This is a genomic window from Enterobacteriaceae endosymbiont of Plateumaris sericea (assembly GCF_012562605.1).
Lineage (GTDB): Bacteria > Pseudomonadota > Gammaproteobacteria > Enterobacterales > Enterobacteriaceae.
This window is the reverse complement of the sequence record NZ_CP046224.1, coordinates 224,014-245,299: the sequence shown is the minus strand read 5'-3', so window position 1 is coordinate 245,299 and position 21,286 is coordinate 224,014. Positions and strand designations below refer to the sequence as shown.

Here is a 21,286-nt window from a genome sequence, read left to right as displayed (position 1 = left end):
TCAAAAATTATAGTATAAATTTTACCATGACGAAATATAGTAACTTTCATTTTTTTGGATAATGCATTTACTACAGAAATTCCAACTCCATGCAATCCACCAGAAAAATTATAATTTTTATTAGAAAATTTGCTTCCTGCATGTAAACGACATAAAATAAGTTCAATAGCAGGAATTTTTTCTTGAGGATGTATATCAACAGGCATACCCCTACCATCATCAATAATTTCTAATGATTGATCTTTATATAAAATTACTTCAATATTTTTTGCATAACCAGACAATGCTTCATCTACACTATTATCAATAACTTCTTGACCTAAATGATTAGGTCTAGTAAGATCTGTATACATTCCTGGTCTACGTCTAACAGGATCTAATCCTTCTAATACTTCAATAGCATCAGCGTTATATTTATTTAAATTATTCATTCTTTATTTAAAATATTTTATTTGAATATATTATAAAATAAATATTTTATTAAATTAAATATTTAATATATATTATATAAGTCAATATTTATTTTTTATTATTAATAAATTTATTAAAGATTATTTTTATTAATATATTATAAATAATATTAAATATATGTTTGAATAATAACATATTATTATATATAAAAAATCATCTTATAATAAATTTAAAATTAAATTAATATTTAATTATAATTATTAAGTTTCTTAATAATATTCAGTATGTTATATACGTTAATAAATAAAATTTTATTATTTATTTCTCTTTATATTCTATAGTTAAAGCAATTATTATACTAAAAAAACATGCTAATAAAACACCTATAAACCATGTAAAATACCACATATTCATTGCCATTTTAATTAAATTTGATTTAATAATAATTATTTGTATTATTTTTAATTTCTTCTCTAGTAAGAGAAAAAAACATTTTTTTATAACACCAAAAAGTATAACTTAAAATAATAGGAATAAAAATAATAGCTGCATATAACATTATACTTAATGTAAGTTTGCTTGATGTAGCATTCCACATAGTAAGACTATGAGATGGCATAATATTAGAAGGTATAATTAAAGGAAACATTGTGATACCTATAGTACATACTATAAATATAATTGTTAATGAAGAACAAATAAATGTCATTAATTTTTTTTTATATCGTGAAAATATTATTGTAAAAATTGGTAATATTAAACATAATAATGGTATTATTAACAAATAATAATGTTTTTGGAAATTAGAAAACCAAAAACCATATGAATATAAAATTTCTTTTTTATTAATAATATTATTAAAATTATTTTCTATTAATGTATTTACTTTATATCCTTTAATATAAAAAATAGTATTAATAAAAGATAATATAAAAAAAATAATCAACATTATTGATGATATTTGCGTAATAATATTAGTTCTATAACTAATATATTTATCATTTATTCTAAATTGTAAATAAGTAGATGCTTGATTAATAAACATAATAAAACTAGTGATACTAATCATTATACTAAATTTATTAAATAAATTTAAAAAATTTAATTCAGAATGGATGCGAAAATATTTATCAATATAAAAAGGAATACCTTTTAATAAATTACCCATAGCTAATCCTATTATTATAGGAGGAATAATACTACCTATAGAAATTAATATATCACATATTTTTTGCCATTTATTATCTTTTATTTTAGAACGATATTCAAATCCTACTGGACGTAAAAATAAAGATAATAACATTATTATCATTGGTATATAAAAATTAGAAAAAAGTGTAGCATAAACAATAGGCCAAGCTGCAAATAATGCTCCTCCTACTGTAATTAACCACACTTGATTACCATCCCAATGAGGAGCAATACTATTTATCATAATTCTTCTTTCAATATTATTTTTACCTATTATAAATAGTAAAATTCCTACTCCCATATCTAAACCATCAGTAATAAGAAAACCAATAACTAAAATTCCAATTAAAAACCACCAAATTATACGTAAAATATCATAATCTAACATTTAAAATAACCTTATATAGTATATATAAATTTATTTATATAAAAATTATAATTTATTAGAAAAATCTTTTTTTTCAAAATAATATTTTCCTGTATTTAAGTTACTAGGACCAATACGAGCTATTTTAAACATTAAATATAACTCAATTAATAATAATATTGTATAAAAAATAAAAATAGTAATAGTAGAAAATAAAACATCAATCATTTTAATTGATGAACCAGCCATAAATGTAGGTAATATTTCACCTATTGCCCATGGTTGTCTACCATATTCAGAAATAAACCATCCTGACTCAGATGCAATCCAAGGTAATGGAATTATATATAGACAAAATTTTAATAAATATATCTTATTTATTAATTTATTGTTTAATATATTAATAAATACTAAAATAATAGTAATTAATAAAATAACACTAGAAAGAACCATAATTCGAAAAGCAAAAAATAAAGGAAATACTGATGGTATAGTATTTATAGCAATTTTTTTAATTTGATTAATATTGACATGATTTATATCATTAGTATATTGTTTTACTAAAAAACCATATCCTAAATCTTCTTTAACTTTATTAAAATAATTTATATTGTTATTATTAGCTTTACCGTTTTGTATTTTTTCTAGTATAATTAATGCTTTTAAACCATTAGTAATTTTTAATTCATGATTTTTAATTAAATCTTTAATTCCTATTATAGGAATATTTGTAGACCTTGTAGCTATTAAACCTAATACATAAGGAATTTCTATTGAATATTTATTTAATTGAGATTCCTGGTTAGGAAAACCTATAATAGTAAATGATGCTGGTGGTTTTTGTGTTTCCCATTCTGCTTCAATAGCAGCAAGTTTAGTTTTTTGTACTTCTCCTAATTGATAACCTGATTCATCACCAAGAACTACTACAGAAAAAATAGAAGCTAAACCAAAACTAGAAGCAATAATTATTGATTTTTTTGCAAATATAATATCTCTTTTTTTTAAAAAATAATAAGAACTAATACCAATTATAAATATTGCTGCTGTTGTATATCCTGCTGAAACAGTATGTACAAATTTTACTTGTGCTACAGGATTAAAAATTAAATCCCAAAAATTATCCATTTCCATTCTCATATTTTTATAATTAAAATGAGAAGCTATTGGATTTTGCATCCATGCATTAGCTATAAGAATCCATAGAGCAGAAAAATTAGAACCAATTGCTACTAACCATGTTACAATCATATGTTGAATTTTATTTAAACGATTCCATCCTAAAAAAAATAAACCAACAAATGTTGATTCAAGAAAAAAAGCCATCAATCCTTCAATTGCTAATGGAGCACCAAAAATATCTCCGACGTAATGTGAATAATATGACCAATTAGTTCCAAATTGGAATTCCATTGTTAATCCAGTAGCTACTCCTAAAGCAAAATTTATACCAAATAATTTTCCCCAAAATTGTGTCATGTCTTTGTATATTATATTTCCTGATAAAACATATAAAGTTTCCATTATAGCTAATAAAAAAGACATACCTAATGTTAAAGGAACAAATATAAAATGATACATTGCTGTTATTGCAAATTGTAATCTTGATAATTCAATAACATTTAACATTATTAATCCTTAACTACTGATTTAATATTATTTTTTATATAATAAAATTATTTATTTAAAATATTTTTTATATTATCTTAAATTAAATTAAAAATTATATAATATATTATAATTAATTTTTTATTTATTTAATATTATTATTTATTTTCAAAATATATATTTAAAATATATAATAATATTATTAATTTAAATATTTAATAATAAACGAAATGGATCTTCTAATAATTGTTTTATTAAAAATAAAAATTTTATTGAATCTTTTCCATCTATTAAACAATGATTGTATGATAATGCTAAATACATTATAGGAACAATACTAATTTTATTATTTAATACAAATGGTCTATTATTAATTGCATGTATTCCTAATATAGCACTTTGAGGAGGATTTATAATAGGTGTAGACATAAGAGAACCAAAAACACCCCCATTAGTAATAGTAAAATTACCACTAGATAAATCATCAATAGATAATTTATTTGTATTTCCTTTAGTAACTAATTCCTTTATTTTTTTTTCAATATCAATTAAAGATAAATTATTAGTATTTTTTATAATAGGAGCTAATAATCCTCTTTCTGTTGATAATGCAATATTAATATTATATATTTTATTATAAATGATATCTTCTCCATCTATAAATGCATTAAGCTTAGGAAAAGATTTAAGAGCTTGAGAAACAGCTTTAACATGAAAAGATGTTAAACCTAATTTAATTTTATATTTTTGTTTAAATAGTTCACCATATTTTTGTTTTATATGAAGAATTTTTTGCATATTAACTTCATTAAAGGTAGTTAACATTACAGAATTATTTTTTGATTCCATTAATCTTTTAGCAATATGTTTTCTGATCTGTGTCATTTTAACACGTTTATAATTATTAATTAATGAAATATTTTCTTCTTTTTTTTTAAAATTTTTTATTTCGTTTATTTTTGAATTATTAAAATTATTTATTTGTTCTATAGTAATATTATTTTTTTGTATTTTTCTACGAATAGATGGACTAAAATCATTAATAGTTTTATTTGTAATTTTTTCTATATTTAAATTACTTATTTTTTCTTTTAATTTTTTTTTTTTATTATCTATAAAGTTTAATTTAATATTTTGATCTAAATTTTTTTTTAAATTTATCGTACCTATTATTTGTTGAGATTGTACAATATTACCATTGTTAATTAAAATACTATTTAACACACCGTTATTAGTAGCAGGTATTTCTAATACCACTTTATCTGTTTCTAATTCTACAAGAATATCATCAAGATATATTTTATCTCCTGGTTTTTTATGCCATTTAATTATAATAGCATTATTAACTGATTCTGGTAATTCTGGGACAATAATATTAATTATATTCATTAAATTTATCCTAATTTTTTATAAAATTTTATTTTTTATAAAGTTTTTTTAATATCAAATGCTGAGTATAATATTTTTTGTTGTTCTTGTTTATGTATAGATAAATGACCTGTAGCTGAAGAAGCAGATTCAGTTCTACCTATATAATTAATTGTACAGGAAAAATTTTTTTGAAAATTATATTGAATATAATTCCAAGCTCCTTGATTCATAGGTTCTTCTTGACACCAAAAAATATTATTAATTATTTTATATTTTTTAAAAATCTTATTTAAATTTTTTAATGGAAATGGATATAATTGTTCAATTCTAATAATTAATATATTACATTCTTCTATATTATTTCTATAATTTAATAAATCATAATATATTTTTCCTGAACAAAAAATAATACGTTTAATATTTATATTAATTTTATTATCATCTATAACAGAAAAAAATTTTTTATTTATTAAATCATCTAAAGTTGATGTAGCTAAATCATATCTTAAAAGAGATTTTGCAGAAATAATAATAAGTGGTTTTTTATCTATATTAAATGCTTGTTCATATAGTAAATGATATATTTGTGAAGCGTTAGATGGTATACAAATCTTTATATTATTTTCTGCACTTAATTGTAGATATCTTTCTATTCTAGCAGAAGAATGTTCAGGACCTTGACCATCATAACCATGAGGTAACATTATTATTAAACCTGATTTATAATTCCATTTTTTTTCACCTGAACTAATAAATTGATCTATAATAATTTGTGCTCCATTAGAAAAATCTCCAAATTGACTTTCCCAAATTGTTAATGTATTTGAATTAGTTATAGAATAACCATATTCGAATCCTAAAATAGCTTCTTCTGATAAAATAGAATTATAAATATAAAATGTTCCTTGTTTTTTTTTAATATTTTTTAAAGGATAGTAAGAATTTCCATTTAATTGGTCATATATAACAGCATGTCTATGTGAAAAAGTACCTCTTTTTACATCTTGTCCAGTTAAACGACATGAAATTCCATTATTTATAATATTAGCATATGCTAAATTTTCTGCTGTTCCCCAGTTAATTTTTGTATTTACTGTATTTATTCTATCTAAAAAAATTTTTTTTATTCTAGGATGTGCATTAAAATTTTTAGGAATAGTACTAATTTTAATTAATAAATTTTTTAAATATTTTTTATTAATAATTTTTTGGTTATTTAATTTATTTTGATGATTTTTAATTAGATTAGTTTTTATTATATAATCACCTTTATTAAGTAAATTATAATATTTTGTTATTAAATTTAAATAATCATTTTTATCTATTATTTTATCTAAAATTAATTTAGAAGAATATAATTCTTGGGCTATTAAATGATTTTTAATTTTATAATACATTATTGGTTGTGTTATATAAGGATCATCAGATTCATGATGTCCATATCTTCTATAAGAAACTAAATCTATAAAAACATCTCTATTAAATGTATTTCTAAAATCAATAGCTATACGAGATATAAATATTACATCTTCTATATTATCAGCATTTACATGAAATACAGGAGACTGAATCATTTTAGCTATATCACTACAATAATAACTAGATCTAGTATCTTTAATATTTGAAGTTGTAAATCCTATTTGATTATTAATAATAATATGAATTGTTCCATTAACACTATATCCTCTAGTATTAGACATATTTAAAACTTCTTGTACTACTCCTTGTCCTATAATAGAAGAATCACCATGTATATTAATAGGTAATATTTTATTATTTTGATTATTCTCTTTTAAACAATCATTTTTTGCTCTCGTTATGCCCATTACAATAGAATTAATTACTTCTAAATGTGATGGGTTAAATGCTAATTGTAATTTTATTATTCTATTTTTTATCTTTATACTACAATTATATCCTACATGATATTTTACATCATCTATATAATTTTTACTTGTAATAATATTAGAAAATTCATTCATAATATCTTTAATTTTTTTACCCATAATATTAATTAAAACATTTAATCTTCCTCTATGAGCCATACCTAATATTATTTCTGTTATATTATTTTCATTATTACTTGAATAACGGATTATTTCTTTTAACATTGGAATTAAAACATCACATCCTTCTAAAGAAAATCTTTTTGCTCCTGGAAATTTTTTACTTATAAATTTTTCAAATATTGTTGATGTAATTAATTCTTCTAAAAATATTTTTTTTTCATTATCATAAAAATTTTTTTTTATTAGTTCTATTTTATTTTGAATCCAAATTCTTTCATGAAAATATATATGCATATATTCTATGCCAATAGAACTACAATATATATTTTTAAAAAAATAATAAATATCAATTATTGACATTTTTTTAAAAAAATTATTTATTTTAAATTTTTTATTTAAATTTTCATTATTAAATCCATAATTTTCTATATTAAAAATATTACTTAATTTTTTTTTGTGAAGTTGTAAAGGATTTATATTAGCATAATAATGACCTAACAATCTGAAATTATTAATTAATTGATTTATTTTTTCTATAAAATATAAATCATTTTTATAGTTATTATTAATATTTTTTTGATTAAAATAATCTGTTTGATTACTATTTAAATTATTTATAAATATTTGAAAAAAATTTCTCCAAGATTCATCTATAGAATAAGGATCTGTTAAAAATTTTTGATATAATTCTTCTATGTAAGAAATATTTGTATCTAAAAAATTTTTTGTAAGACTCCTATTATAATTATTCATTTGATATCCTGAAATATATATTTCATAAACATTTTATTTATTAAAAATAATTTTTATATATAAAAATATTATTTAATTTTATTTATAATAGTATTGTAAATAAAATTATTTGTAATTTATGATATTTTACGAAATTATTAATTTTTATAAATTGATAATATCATATATAATTATTTTATTTTATATAAAAAATTTATATTTAATATAATTATATTATTTTTTTACATTTTAAATTAATCAAAATATTTTATTATTCTATATTTTCCAATTAATTATAAATATAAAATTAAATTAGGAATAAATAATGATAAAAAATAAAAAGGATATTAAAAAAAAAATAGATGTTAATAGGCATAATTTAAATAATCGAAAATCTAAATATAATCAAGTAATGACTAATCGTCATATACAAATGATTTCACTTGGTGGTGCTATCGGATCTGGTTTTTTTTTAGGAACAGGATACAGAATACATAATATGGGAATAGGATTAATTATAATATATTTATTATGTGGTCTTTTTTGTTTTTTTATTATGAGAGCATTAGGAGAATTATTATTATATAGACCTTCTAGTGGAAGTTTTGTATCTTATACTTCAGAATTTTTAGGTAATAAAGCAGCATATATATGTGGTTGGATGTATTTTATGAATTGGATAATAACTGGTATTATTGATATAACAGCTATAACAATTTATATGTATTATTGGAATATATTTCATTTTTTACCACAATGGTCAATAGCTTTAATTACAGTAATAATTATTGGAACTATAAATATTATAGGAGTTAAATGGTTTGCTGAAATGGAATTCTGGTTTTCCATAATAAAAGTTATAGCAATTATACTCTTTCTTATAATTGGTTCAATAATATTTTATAATCATTATGATATGCAAAATAATGGATATAATTTTATATTAAAAGGAAATTATAATATATTTCCTAATGGTTTTTTTTCATCAATCTCTTTAATTCAAGGTGTAATATTTTCTTTTGCTTCTATAGAATTAATTGGTACAGCTTCAGAAGAATGTAAAAATCCTAAAAAAATCTTACCTAAAGCCATTAATAATATTATTTTTAGAATTATTATTTTTTACGTAGGATCAATATTATTATTAATTCTGTTAATGCCATGGAATGAATATCAAGCTTATGAAAGTCCTTTTATTACATTTTTTAATAAAATGGGTTTAAAATATATAAGTGGAATAATGAATTTTATTGTTTTAAGTGCAGCTTTTTCTAGTTTAAATTCAGGACTGTATTCTACAGGTAGAATTTTAAGATCTTTAGCCATTAGAAAATGTGCTCCTAAAATAATGGCTAAAATGAATAATAATAAAATTCCTTATGTTGGTATAATTATCACACTTATATGTTATATATTAGGAATATATTTAAATTATAAATTTTCTTATAAAATATTTGAAAATATGATAAGTATTTCTTCTTTAGGAATTGTTTCTACATGGACTTTTATTATTCTTTGTCAAATGAAACTAAGAAAAGCTATTAATGAAGGTAAAATTAAAAAAATTAATTTTAGAATGCCAGGTGCTCCATTTACTTCATGGTTAACTTTATGTTTTCTTTTTCTTGTAACTATTTCAATGTTTTTTAAATATCCTAATTATATATATTTAATAATATTAATACCTGTAATAATAATTACATTATGTATAGGATGGTTAAAAATTAAAAAAAACGTAAAAGATTATGAAAAGAAAAAAAATAAATAAAATATAAATTTTTAATAATTTACTTATTATAATAAAAAAATTAACATAGGTTAAATTAAATTTATTTCTCCTATGTTAATTTAATTAAAATTAATTTTTTAAATTTTAAAATTTTTAAAATTAATAATAATAATTTTTTATTATATTTTTCTTAAAATTTAAGATTTGATATTAAAATATTAAATATTTTTATTTAAATATAAATAATAATTTAATTATCTAAAATTAATAACTAAAATATAATATATATATAATAATAATTATTAACCCTATATTTTATATAACTAATAATTATTTAAAGTTTAATCAGTATTTTTTTACAAATAAAAAACATGTTTTTATTCAATATTTTTAAAATAAATAAATAATTAAAAGTAAATAGATAATCATTTATTCATAATTATTTATTCAATACATTTAAAATAATTAAAAAAATAATTTTTTATATATAAAAATTATTTAATAACATAAATAAAAATATTTTATTATAACCATTTTTTTTTTTTAAAATAAAAATAAGGAGCTAAACCAGCTAATATCATTAATATTAATGCATATGGATAACCATATTTCCATTTTAATTCAGGAATAAAAGAAAAGTTCATACCATAACTTGAAGCAACTAAAGTTGGTGGTAAAAATATTACAGAAACTAATGAAAAAATTTTTATAATACGATTTTGTTCTATATTAATAAATCCCATAGCTGCTTGCATTAAAAAATTAACTTTTTGAAATAAAGATTCATTATGTGGTAATAATGATTCAATATCTCTTTGAATTTCTCTCGCTTGTTCCATTTGGTTATTAGGTAATCTTGTTTTTCTCATTAAAAAATTTAATGCTCTTTGTGTATCCATTAAACATAATCTAACTTTCCATCCAATATCTTCTAATTCTGCTAAAGTTGAAAGAGCATTATCAAATTTATCATCTTGATGTCCTTTCATAATTATTCTACTTAAATGTTCTAAATCACTATATATATTTTCAATTTCATCTGCTAATTGTTCTATTTTTGTTTCAAATAAATCCAGTAATAATTCATAAGGATTGCCATCTGCTAATTTTTGATTACGAGTCCGCATTCTATATAAACGAAAAGCAGGTAATTCACGTTCTCTTAATGTATATAAACGTCCATTTTTAATAGTAAATGCTACTGTTGAAATTCCTGCATGATCATCCATATCTTCATAAAAAAAGAATGAATGAATATGTAATCCTTCTTCATTTTCAAAAAATCTTGCTGATGCTTCTATATCTTCTAATTCAGGTCTAGTAGCTAAATTTTGTCCTAGAAAAAAATATATTTTCTTTCTTTCATTATTATCAGGTTTAATTAAATCAATCCAGATGGAATCTGAAAAATCGCTATTATTTAATTCTAAGCGTGTTAAACGACTTTTATATACTTTAAAAACACTTAGCATTACATTTACTCCCATAATAAGGAATAAAAAATATTTTTATTATAATTAAAAATTATAAAAAATATAAAATTTTTTAGATTATTCTATTAAAGCATTATATATTTATGTTTAAATATTTTATTAATTTTATAATAAGATTATTGATTATATAATTGAATATAATTAGACATTATCCATTTAATACCTATATTATCAAATAATATTTTTATTTTTTTAGTATTATTTATTTGTTCAATTTTTAAAATAATTCCTTTACCAAAGGTATTATGATAAATTACTTGTCCTAAATAATAATTTTTATTATTAATAATATTTGTGAGATTTTTTTTATATTCTAAATAATTAATTTTTTTAATACAATTATATGGTAATTCATCTATAAATCTAGATGGTAATGAATTAATTTCTTTTCCATAAAAATAACGTTGTTTTGCATAAGTTAATATTAATTTTTTTTTAGCTCTCGTAATTCCTACATATGCTAAACGTCTTTCTTCATAAAGATATTCATTATTATTTAATGATGCTTTACTTGGGAAAATACCTTCTTCCATACCAATAATAAAAACTTGAGAAAATTCTAATCCTTTAGAAGCATGAATAGTCATCATTTGTATAAAATTATTATTTTTATCTTCTTCTTGTTCGTTTTTATTTTCATATTCTAATATAGTTTGAGATAAAAATTCTATTAAATCATTATTTTTATTTATGCTATCATTATTATTAATATTTTTAAATTTCATAAAATGAACTGCTGCATTAATTAATTCTTTTAAATTATTTATTCTAGTATTATTTTGTTCATAATTATTTTGTAAATATAAATTCCATAATCCTGAAGATTTCATAATTTCTTCAATTTTTATTGGTAATGTATAATTAATAGTATTTTCTTTTAACATTATTATTAAATAAATAAATTTTTTTAATGCTTTATATGTTATTTTATTTAAATAATTTTTTTTTTCATTAATAATAAAATTACTTGCTTTCCATAATGAAAAATGAAATTTTTTTGCTATAGATTTTATAATATTTATGGTAATAATTCCAATACCTCTTTTTGGAATATTAATAATTCTTTCAAAAGAACTATCATCATTATAATTAGATATTAATCTTAAATATGATAATGTATTTTTTATTTCTTGTCTTTCACAAAATCTTAGTCCTCCAGTTATTTTATATGGAATATTATGTTTTAACATATTTTCTTCTATAATTCGTGATTGAGAATTATTTCTATATAAAACTACACAATCATTTAATTGTATATTTTTTTTTATTAAATTATTTTTTATATAATGTATAATATATTCAGCTTCATCAAATTCATTTAATGCAAAATATATTGATATTAATTTTCCATTATTAGTATTAGTCCATAAATTTTTTTCTAATCTAGTAGAATTATTATTGGATATTAATTTATTTGCTGCATTAAGAATATTACTAGTTGAACGATAATTTTGTTCTAATAAAATAGTTTCAACATTATGAAAATCTTTTAAAAAAAGATTAATATTTTCTATTTTTGCACCTCTCCAACCATAAATAGATTGATCATCATCTCCTACTATAGTAACTTTTGCTTTATGATTTTTTTTATATAATAAATAAATACAATTATATTGTATACTATTAGTATCTTGAAATTCATCAATTAAAATATTTTGAAAACGTTTCTGATATATTTTTAATATATTTTTATTATATAAAAATAAATTATATAATTTAAATATTAATTCATTAAAATCTACAACACCATTAATTTTACATAAATTTTGATATTTATCATATATTTGATAAATTAGAATATTAATTCTATTATTTTTATTATATTTTAAGCAATTATTTTTAATTTGATTAATAAATTTAATAATATAATTAATTGAATATTTTTGTTCATTTATATTTAAATTCATTATATTAATAATACGTTTTATTAAACGTTTTTGATCTTCGTTATCTATTATTTGAAAATTTTTAGGTAATTTTGCTTCTAAATAGTGTATTCTAAGTAAATAATAAGCAAAACTATGAAAAGTTCCTATCCAAATATCTTGCTGTTTTTTATTATTAATAAATTTTGATACTCTCATTTTAATTTCTTTAGCAGCTTTATTAGTAAAAGTCATAGCTAAAATAGATTTTGGTGAACAATGTTCTATTGATATTAACCATGCTATTCTACGAACTAATACAAGTGTTTTTCCACTTCCTGCTCCTGCTAATACTAATAAATTTTTACGAATTGAAGATACAACTTTTTTTTGTTTATCATTTAAATTATTTAATAATTTTATAATATGCATTTATTTTTATATACCATTATAATAAAAGTTTTTAAAATTAATTTTATATAATTATATTATTATAAATCTATTTCTCCATCATAAATATAGTGAGCATCACCTTTCATAAATATATTACTATTATCACCTTTCCATTTTATATTTAAAGATCCACCTATTAAATTAACTTTCACTTTATTAGATAATAATTTTTTATTTATACCTACAGCTACAGCAGCACAAGCTCCTGTACCACAAGCATTAGTTTCACCTACACCACGTTCAAAAACACGTAATTTAATATTATTAGAATTAATATATTCCATAAAACCTACATTTACTTTATTAGGAAATAATTTATGATTTTGGATAAAAGAACCTATTAATTTTACAGGGGTAGTAAATATATTATTTACTTGAATAATACAATGAGGATTACCTAAAGAAACAATATCAAATTTAATAATTTTTTTATTAAAAAATAATGAATAATTATTATTCTTTAATTTTCCTAAAAAAGGTAGAGATTTAGGATCAAATAAAGGGATACCCATATTTACACAAACTTTATTATTTTCCAAAATTTTTAAATATATAATATTAGTATTAGTACTAATACATATATTTTTTTTTAAAGTTAATTTTTTAATATTTACATATTTAGCAAAACATCTTGCTCCATTACCACATTGATTAACTTCATTTCCATCTGAATTAAATATACGATAATGAAAATCAATATTTTTATTATTTGATAATTCTATTAATAATAATTGATCAAATCCTATACTTGTATATCTATTTGATAATTTTTTAATAATATTTTTATCTAAATAATGATTTTGTTTTATGTTATTAATAACAACAAAATCGTTACTTAAAGCATGCATTTTAGAAAATTTTATTTTCATGATATATTATATTTTAAGTAGATATTTTAAATTTAATTAATATGAATATATTAATTAATAAATTAATTTTTTAATAATATTATTTAAAATATTATTCATTTTTACTAATTATTTTGTATTATTTATAATTGATACAGTATAATCATAATTTCCTGTTATAACTATATCAGCACATCTATTAGCAAATAAACCGACTGTTACTACTCCAGTAATAGAATTAATATATTTTTCTAATTTTTTTGGTTTACTAATATTTAAATTATATATATCTAATATTATATTTCCATGTTCTGTAATAATTCCTTTTCTATGTTTTGGATAACCTCCTAATTTAGATAATTCTTTAAAAACATATGATTTAGCAATAGGTATAACTTCAATAGGCAAAGGATATTTTTTACCCAAAATGTTTACATGTTTAGATTGATCTACAATACATATAAATTTATTAGCAATACTAGAAACTATTTTTTCATTTGTTAATGCAGCTCCTCCACCTTTTATCATTTCCATTTTGTTATTAATTTCATCAGCACTATCAAAATATATATCAATTGAATCTACTTCGTTACTATCATAAATATGAAAATCATATTTTTTTAATTCAATTGTAGATGAAATAGAAGTAGAAACAAAACCATTAATGTTATTTTTAATATCAGATAACATATTTATAAAATATTTTATTGTAGTACCTGTTCCAATACCAACAATATTAATATTCTTATTATTTATATAATTTATAGCAGCTTGAGCAGCAATTTTTTTAAATTTATCTAACATATGTATTTATTATTACCAAATATAAGAGTATTCTACATATTATATTAAGTATATAAATTTGTAAAAATTTTTAATCTTAAAAAAATAAAATTTATAATTTATACTTATATATTAAAAAACGTATTTTAAAAGTATTTAATAATTTATATTATTTGAAAAAAATTTTATATATATCATTTTATATTATTCTTATATATAAAGTTATTAATTTTTAACTATCTTTTTTCTTTATATTTATATAAATATGAAGAAAACTATTGAATTTTATGATGAGACAATAGAATGAAAAAATTAAAATTAATTGTATATTTTATATTTTGTATTATTATTTCAACACAATCTTTAGTAAAAATTCATGCAAAATCATTACCACCTCATCAATTATTTGATCAAAAATTACCTAGTTTATCTAAAATATTAGATAAAGCAATGCCTTCTGTTGTAAGCATAACAGTAGATGGTAGTAATATGATAAATAATTTTACTTTACCTCCTCAATTACAAGAATTAATGGGAGATCATCCTGAATTTTGTCAAGAAGAATCTATATTTAGAGATACACCACTTTGTCCATCAGGTAGTGATGCTGATGCTAATTTAGAAACTAAATTTCGTTCATTAGCATCTGGAGTTATAATAGATGCTAAAAATGGATATATTCTAACTAATAATCATGTTATAGAAAACGCTAAAAAAATAGAAGTTGAATTAAATGATGGTAGTTATTATGAAGGTTTTGTAATAGGTTCAGATCCTAAAATAGATGTAGCATTAATTAAAATCAATCATGCTAAAAATCTTGTTGCTTTTAAAATAGCTAATTCTGACAAATTAAAAATTGGAGATTATACTATTGCAATAGGTAACCCTTTTGGATTAGGAAATACTGTAACAACAGGTATTATCTCTGGTTTAGGACGTGGTGGAGTTAGTACAAGTACTTACGAAAATTTTATTCAAACAGATGCTGCTATGAATCGTGGTAATTCTGGTGGTGCATTAATAAATTTAAATGGTGAATTAATTGGCCTTAACACTGCTATTTTATCTCCTGATGGAGGAAATGTAGGAGTAGGTTTTGCTATTCCTAGTAATGCAGTTGCTAGTTTAAGTCATGAAATAATTAAGTTTGGTAGAATAAGACATGTTTATTTTGGTATTGTAGGTATAGGCATTAATAAAACATTAGCTAATATCATGAAAGCTCCTACTAAAAATATAAAAGGAGGAACTTTTGTTAGTAATGTTTTAAAAAATTCTACTGCATATAATGGTGGAATTAAAGCAGGTGATATAATACTTGCAATGAATAATAAAAAATTTGATAGTTTTTATGAATTAAGATCACGAATAAGTGTATTATCTGTTGGTACTAAAATAAAACTTACTGTTATACGTAACGGTAAAATAAAAAATATAATGCTTATTTTACAAGAAGATCCAGATAGTTTAACTTCATCTCAACATTATGTTGGAATAGAAGGTGCTCAATTACAAGATGTAGTAGTAGTAAATAAAGGAAGTAAAAGAAAACAAAAATCAAGAACAAAAAGATATGTTAAAGTTATAGATGTAACCGAAGATTCTAGAGCTGATGATATGGGTTTAGAACCTGATGATATTATATTAGATATTAATAAAATTCCAGTTCATACAATAAAAGATGTAAAAAAAATTACTAATAAAAAACCATCAATTATTTTAATACATATTTTAAGAGAAAATACTAATATGTATTTATTAACAAAATTATCTGAATAATGTTATTTAAATAATTTATTTAAATATATTATTGCAATAATATTAATTATTTACTAATATAATTAATATTTGGCCCTTTAGCTCAGTGGTTAGAGCAAGCGACTCATAATCGTTAGGTCGTTGGTTCAAATCCAACAAGGGCCATATAATTTATGTTAATTAAAATTTTTTTCCTTATCATTTATTTTCTTTGATATAATTTATTTTTAAATTTAAAATTAAAATTTTTATTAAAAATTAATTTTAAGGATTAATTTTATATTAAATTATAAAATTTTTATTTTAATTTATTTTAAGGAAAATTATTTATTATGTTTGAAATTAATTTAATAAAAAATAGTTTATATAAAATTAAAGAAAAAAATAATTTTATTAGGAGGTTTCTTTGATTATTCAGAATTAAAAAAAAAATTATTAAAAATTAATAATCAATTTAAAAATTTAGATATTTGGAATGATATTAGTTATGGACAAAAATTAAGTAAAGAAAAATTTTATATAGAAAATATTTTATTTACTTTAAATATGATTAATCAAGAAATAGTAGATATTGATGAATTAATTAAGTTAGCTATTGATTCTAATGATAATGATATATTACAAGAATCTGTTCAAACATTATATATTTTAAAAAATAAATTAGATGAATTAGAATTTCAAAAAATTTTTATTAAAAAAAATGATAATAAGAATTGTTTTATTGATATAAAAGCAGGATCAGGAGGTATTGAATCTCAAGATTGGGCACAAATGATTATGAGAATGTATTTAAAATGGGCTGAAAATAAAAAATTTAAAATATATATAATAGAAAAATCTCCAGGAGAAAAAGTAGGTATAAAATCAGCAACGATAAAAATAATAGGAAATTATGCTTTTGGTTGGTTACGAACAGAAAGTGGTATACATCGTTTAGTAAGAAAGAGTCCTTTTAATACATATGGAAGACGTCATACTTCATTTAGTTCAACATTTATATATCCTGAAATAAATAATTATAATTCTAATATAATAATAAAAGCAGATGATTTACGAATTGATGTGTATAGATCTTCTGGTGCAGGAGGACAACATGTTAACCGTACAGAATCAGCTGTAAGAATTACTCATATACCTACAGGAATAGTAACTCAATGTCAAAATAATAGATCTCAACATAAAAATAAAAATCAAGCTATGAAACAATTAGAAAAAAAATTATATGAATTAGATTTTAAAAAGAAAAATATAGAAAAACAAAAAATAGAAAATAGTAAATTAGATATAAGTTGGGGTTACCAAATAAGATCTTATATATTAGATAATTCTAGAATTAAAGATATACGTACAGGAGTAGAAACTAATAATGTTCAATCTGTTTTAGACGGTAATATAGATATATTTATTAAAGCTAGTTTAAAAATAGGATTATAACACATAGGAAAATATTTATTATGTCTGAAAACAAAAACAAACATATTAAAAATAATAATTTTATTAAAGTAATTAATAATGAAAGAACATCACGTATAAAAAAATTAACAGAATTAAGAAAAAATAATAATGCATTTCCTAATAATTTTAAAATTAATATTACATCTGATGTTTTATATAAAAAATTTAATAATATTAATTCTATTTTAGATAAAAATTTAGTATGTCATATTGCTGGGCGTATTATTAATTTTCGTATTATGGGTAAAGCATCTTTTATTAAAATAAAAGATGAAAAAGGATATATCCAAATATATTTATCTGCTGATAGTTTATCTTTAAAAGAATATAAAAAAATTATACATCAATATGATCTTGGAGATATAATAGGTATTATTGGTAATGTTTTTAAAACTAAAACTGGAATTTTATCAATATATTCTAATAAATGTTATTTATTAACAAAATCTATTCGACCATTACCTAATAAATTTCATGGTTTAAAAAATCAAGAAATTAAATATAGAAAGAGATATTTAGATCTTATTGTAAATGATAAATCAAAAAAAATTTTTGAACAAAGATCAAAAATAATATTTACTATACGTAATTTTATGAATAAAATGAATTTTATTGAAGTAGAAACACCAATGATGCAAATTATTCCTGGAGGGGCAACAGCTAGACCATTTATAACTCATCATAATACTTTTAATCGTAATATGTATCTACGTATAGCTCCAGAATTATATTTAAAAAGATTAATTATTGGAGGATTTAATAAAATTTTTGAAATTAATAGAAATTTTCGTAATGAAGGTATTTCTACACAACATAATCCTGAATTTACAATGATGGAATTATATATAGCATATGCTAATTATAATGATTTAATAATATTTTTTGAAAAAATGTTATTGTATATAGGTCAAAAAATATTAAAGTCTAATCAATTATTTTTTAATAATAATGAATTTAATCTTAGTAAACCATTTAATAAATTAACTATGAAAGAATCTATAATTTACTATTATCCTAATATTAATTATAGAGATCTTAATAACTTTAATAAATTAATAGATATAAGTAATATGTTAAAAGTTAAAATTAATTATAATTGGAGTATAGGTAAAATAATTTCTTCTATATTCGAAGAAAAAATAATAAATAAATTAATTACACCTACATTTATTACAGAATATCCTACTGAAATATCACCATTAGCACGTAGAAATGAATTAGATATTTCTATAACTGATAGATTTGAATTTTTTGTATGTGGTATGGAAATAGCTAATGGTTTTTCTGAATTAAATGATCCTGAAGATCAAAAAATAAGATTTAAACAACAAATGATTCTTAAAAATGAAGACAATAATAACACACAACATCATTTTTATGATAAAGATTATATAGAAGCATTAGAACATGGATTACCACCAACTGCAGGATTAGGTATTGGAATAGATAGATTAGTAATGTTATTTACAAATTCTCAATCTATTAGAGATGTAATTTTATTTCCTACTTTAAGACCTAATGAATAGAACTTATAATTTTTTCAGCTTTTTTAACGATAGATATAAAATTTTCTGCTGTTAAAGAAGCTTTTCCTATTAAAAAACCATTTATATCTTTTTGTTTAATAAACATATCTATATTATTTTCATTAATTGATCCTCCATATTGTATAATAATATTTTTAGATATATTTAAATCTTTTTGAGCAATATAGTCTCTAATAAATTTATGAATATTTTGAACTTCTATTGGATTAGCTGATTTACCTGAACCAATAGCCCAAATAGGTTCGTAAGCTATAATTGTATTATTAAAAGCTTGAACTCCTTGATCATTTAGTATGACATCTATCTGTTTTGCACAAATATCTTTTGTTTGATTCATATCTTTTTCTAATTTAGTTTCTCCTATACATAAAATTGGTATTAAATCATTAGATTTAATTATATGAAATTTTTTAGATATATATTCGTTAGTTTCTTTATGAAAAATTCTTCTTTCTGAATGACCAATAATAACATATTTTACTCCTATATCTTTTAACATATTTATTGATATTTCACCTGTAAAAGATCCAGAAAGATTAATATCTACATTTTGTGCTGTTAGGGCAATTTTAGTATTATTTAAATAAATATTAGATAAATATAAATAAGTATAAGAAGGTGCAATAGATATTTTACAATAATTTAATTTTTTTTTATTTAAAAAATTTTTTATTTTATTTATATAATTTTTTACAAATATAGTATTACCATTAAGTTTCCAATTACCAATAATGAAAAATGGTTTAATATTTATTATTTTTTTTTTCTTCATTTAATATGAATATTACCAATATTTTTCAACAGTAATATTTCCTTTCTTATTTTTTAAATTTTTAGACAAACCATAATTTTCCTCTAATAATTTTTGTGTATCATAAACCATTTGAGGATTACCACATAACATTATATGACTATTATTTTTATTAATAATAATACCTATCTTTTTTTCTAAAACACCATTTTTAATCAATTCAGGAATATGTCCTTTTAATAATAAATGATTTTGTTTTTTTTCTCTACTAGTAATAATTTGAATAATTAATTTATTTTGAAATTTAATTTTAAGCTTATCTATTAAATTAATATAACTAAGATCTGTTATATATTTTACAGCATGTATTAAAATAATATTTTTAAATTTTTCTAAATAACTTCCATTTTGTAATATTGATAAATATGGTCCAATACCTGTTCCAGTAGATATCATCCATAAATTTTTACAAGAATTAATATTATTAATAGTAAAAATTCCTGAAGCATTTTTAGAAATCATAATTTCATCATTATTATTTAACTTATATAAATAAGGTGTTAAATGACCTTTTGTTTCTATATTTTTTATATAAAATTCATGATTAATATTTTCAGGAGAATTTATATAAGAATATGCTCTATGTATTCGTTTTCCATCTATAATTAAAGATAATTTTGTAAATTGACCTGGAATAAAATGATTTACTTTTGCATTTAAAATAATAGAAAATAAATTTTTCGTCCAATAATTTATTTTTTTTATTTTTCCTATAACCCAATCAGTCATGTTTTAAACCTTAAATATTATTTTAAAAATCATTAAAATCTATTTATATTATAATTTAAATTATTTAATTTACAAATTAAAATTTTAAATTAATTAAATAATTTTATTAAACCATAATAAAAC

16 protein-coding genes and 1 tRNA gene are annotated in these 21,286 nt (G+C 19.7%); 5 read left to right on the top strand and 12 right to left on the bottom strand.

Annotation, left to right across the window (positions count from 1 at the left end):
• From GJT84_RS02495 to GJT84_RS01105, 6 genes are all read right to left on the bottom strand, one after another.
• Positions 1 to 431: ATP-binding protein (locus GJT84_RS02495; RefSeq protein WP_246208502.1), on the bottom strand; the 431-nt coding region annotated here is incomplete at its 3' end.
• A 298-nt stretch (positions 432 to 729) separates the two neighbouring features.
• Positions 730 to 831: a cytochrome bd-I oxidase subunit CydX gene (gene cydX / locus GJT84_RS01125; RefSeq protein ID WP_425483711.1), complete on the bottom strand. Its 102-nt coding sequence runs from the start codon at positions 829 to 831 to the stop codon at positions 730 to 732.
• Positions 832 to 847: 16 nt separating this feature from the next.
• Positions 848 to 1,990: a cytochrome d ubiquinol oxidase subunit II gene (gene cydB / locus GJT84_RS01120; RefSeq protein ID WP_168867110.1), complete on the bottom strand. Its 1,143-nt coding sequence runs from the start codon at positions 1,988 to 1,990 to the stop codon at positions 848 to 850.
• Between the two features lie 45 nt (positions 1,991 to 2,035).
• Complete coding sequence (locus GJT84_RS01115) at positions 2,036 to 3,598, bottom strand: cytochrome ubiquinol oxidase subunit I (protein ID WP_168867109.1); 1,563 nt, start codon at positions 3,596 to 3,598, stop codon at positions 2,036 to 2,038.
• Between the two features lie 186 nt (positions 3,599 to 3,784).
• Positions 3,785 to 4,966: a 2-oxoglutarate dehydrogenase complex dihydrolipoyllysine-residue succinyltransferase gene (gene odhB, locus GJT84_RS01110; RefSeq protein ID WP_168867108.1), complete on the bottom strand. Its 1,182-nt coding sequence runs from the start codon at positions 4,964 to 4,966 to the stop codon at positions 3,785 to 3,787.
• A 35-nt stretch (positions 4,967 to 5,001) separates the two neighbouring features.
• On the bottom strand, positions 5,002 to 7,710 hold the full coding sequence (locus GJT84_RS01105; RefSeq protein WP_168867107.1) for a 2-oxoglutarate dehydrogenase E1 component: 2,709 nt from the start codon (positions 7,708 to 7,710) through the stop codon (positions 5,002 to 5,004).
• 304 nt (positions 7,711 to 8,014) lie between these two features.
• On the opposite strand from GJT84_RS01105, the gene GJT84_RS01100 reads away from it, so the two are divergent.
• A complete protein-coding gene (locus GJT84_RS01100) occupies positions 8,015 to 9,457 on the top strand; it encodes an amino acid permease (protein ID WP_168867106.1) in 1,443 nt (480 codons plus the stop codon).
• 485 nt (positions 9,458 to 9,942) lie between these two features.
• Here the strand turns inward: GJT84_RS01100 and corA are convergent, their stop codons facing one another.
• The 4 genes from corA to rpiA form a co-directional block, all read right to left on the bottom strand.
• Positions 9,943 to 10,890, bottom strand: a complete 948-nt coding sequence (gene corA / locus GJT84_RS01095) for a magnesium/cobalt transporter CorA (protein WP_168867359.1) — start codon at positions 10,888 to 10,890, stop codon at positions 9,943 to 9,945.
• Positions 10,891 to 11,027: 137 nt separating this feature from the next.
• Complete coding sequence (locus GJT84_RS01090) at positions 11,028 to 13,208, bottom strand: UvrD-helicase domain-containing protein (RefSeq protein ID WP_168867105.1); 2,181 nt, start codon at positions 13,206 to 13,208, stop codon at positions 11,028 to 11,030.
• Positions 13,209 to 13,267: 59 nt separating this feature from the next.
• Positions 13,268 to 14,092, bottom strand: coding sequence for a diaminopimelate epimerase (gene dapF / locus GJT84_RS01085; protein ID WP_168867358.1), 825 nt, complete (start codon positions 14,090 to 14,092; stop codon positions 13,268 to 13,270).
• Between the two features lie 114 nt (positions 14,093 to 14,206).
• Positions 14,207 to 14,881: a ribose-5-phosphate isomerase RpiA gene (gene rpiA, locus GJT84_RS01080; protein ID WP_168867104.1), complete on the bottom strand. Its 675-nt coding sequence runs from the start codon at positions 14,879 to 14,881 to the stop codon at positions 14,207 to 14,209.
• Between the two features lie 282 nt (positions 14,882 to 15,163).
• Here rpiA and GJT84_RS01075 point away from each other — a divergent pair, with 282 nt between their 5' ends.
• From GJT84_RS01075 to lysS, 4 genes are all read left to right on the top strand, one after another.
• Positions 15,164 to 16,642: a Do family serine endopeptidase gene (locus GJT84_RS01075; RefSeq protein WP_168867103.1), complete on the top strand. Its 1,479-nt coding sequence runs from the start codon at positions 15,164 to 15,166 to the stop codon at positions 16,640 to 16,642.
• A gap of 71 nt (positions 16,643 to 16,713) precedes the next feature.
• Positions 16,714 to 16,786 (top strand) — tRNA-Ile (locus tag GJT84_RS01070).
• Positions 16,787 to 16,953: 167 nt separating this feature from the next.
• Positions 16,954 to 18,055 (top strand): peptide chain release factor 2 gene (prfB, locus tag GJT84_RS01065; RefSeq protein ID WP_343033627.1). Its coding sequence is split into 2 segments (ribosomal slippage): positions 16,954 to 17,028 and positions 17,030 to 18,055, totalling 1,101 coding nucleotides; the frame shifts between segments, so codons are not numbered across the junction.
• Positions 18,056 to 18,075: 20 nt separating this feature from the next.
• Positions 18,076 to 19,602 (top strand): lysine--tRNA ligase, encoded by a 1,527-nt coding sequence (gene lysS, locus GJT84_RS01060; protein WP_168867101.1) that lies wholly within the window; start codon positions 18,076 to 18,078, stop codon positions 19,600 to 19,602.
• Here the strand turns inward: lysS and tpiA are convergent.
• Positions 19,592 to 20,371, bottom strand: a complete 780-nt coding sequence (gene tpiA / locus GJT84_RS01055; protein ID WP_168867357.1) for a triose-phosphate isomerase — start codon at positions 20,369 to 20,371, stop codon at positions 19,592 to 19,594. The two genes, lysS and tpiA, sit on opposite strands and share 11 nt — an antisense overlap.
• A 36-nt stretch (positions 20,372 to 20,407) precedes the next feature.
• Positions 20,408 to 21,163, bottom strand: coding sequence for an FAD-binding oxidoreductase (locus GJT84_RS01050; RefSeq protein ID WP_168867100.1), 756 nt, complete (start codon positions 21,161 to 21,163; stop codon positions 20,408 to 20,410).
• Positions 21,164 to 21,286: the final 123 nt, after the last annotated feature.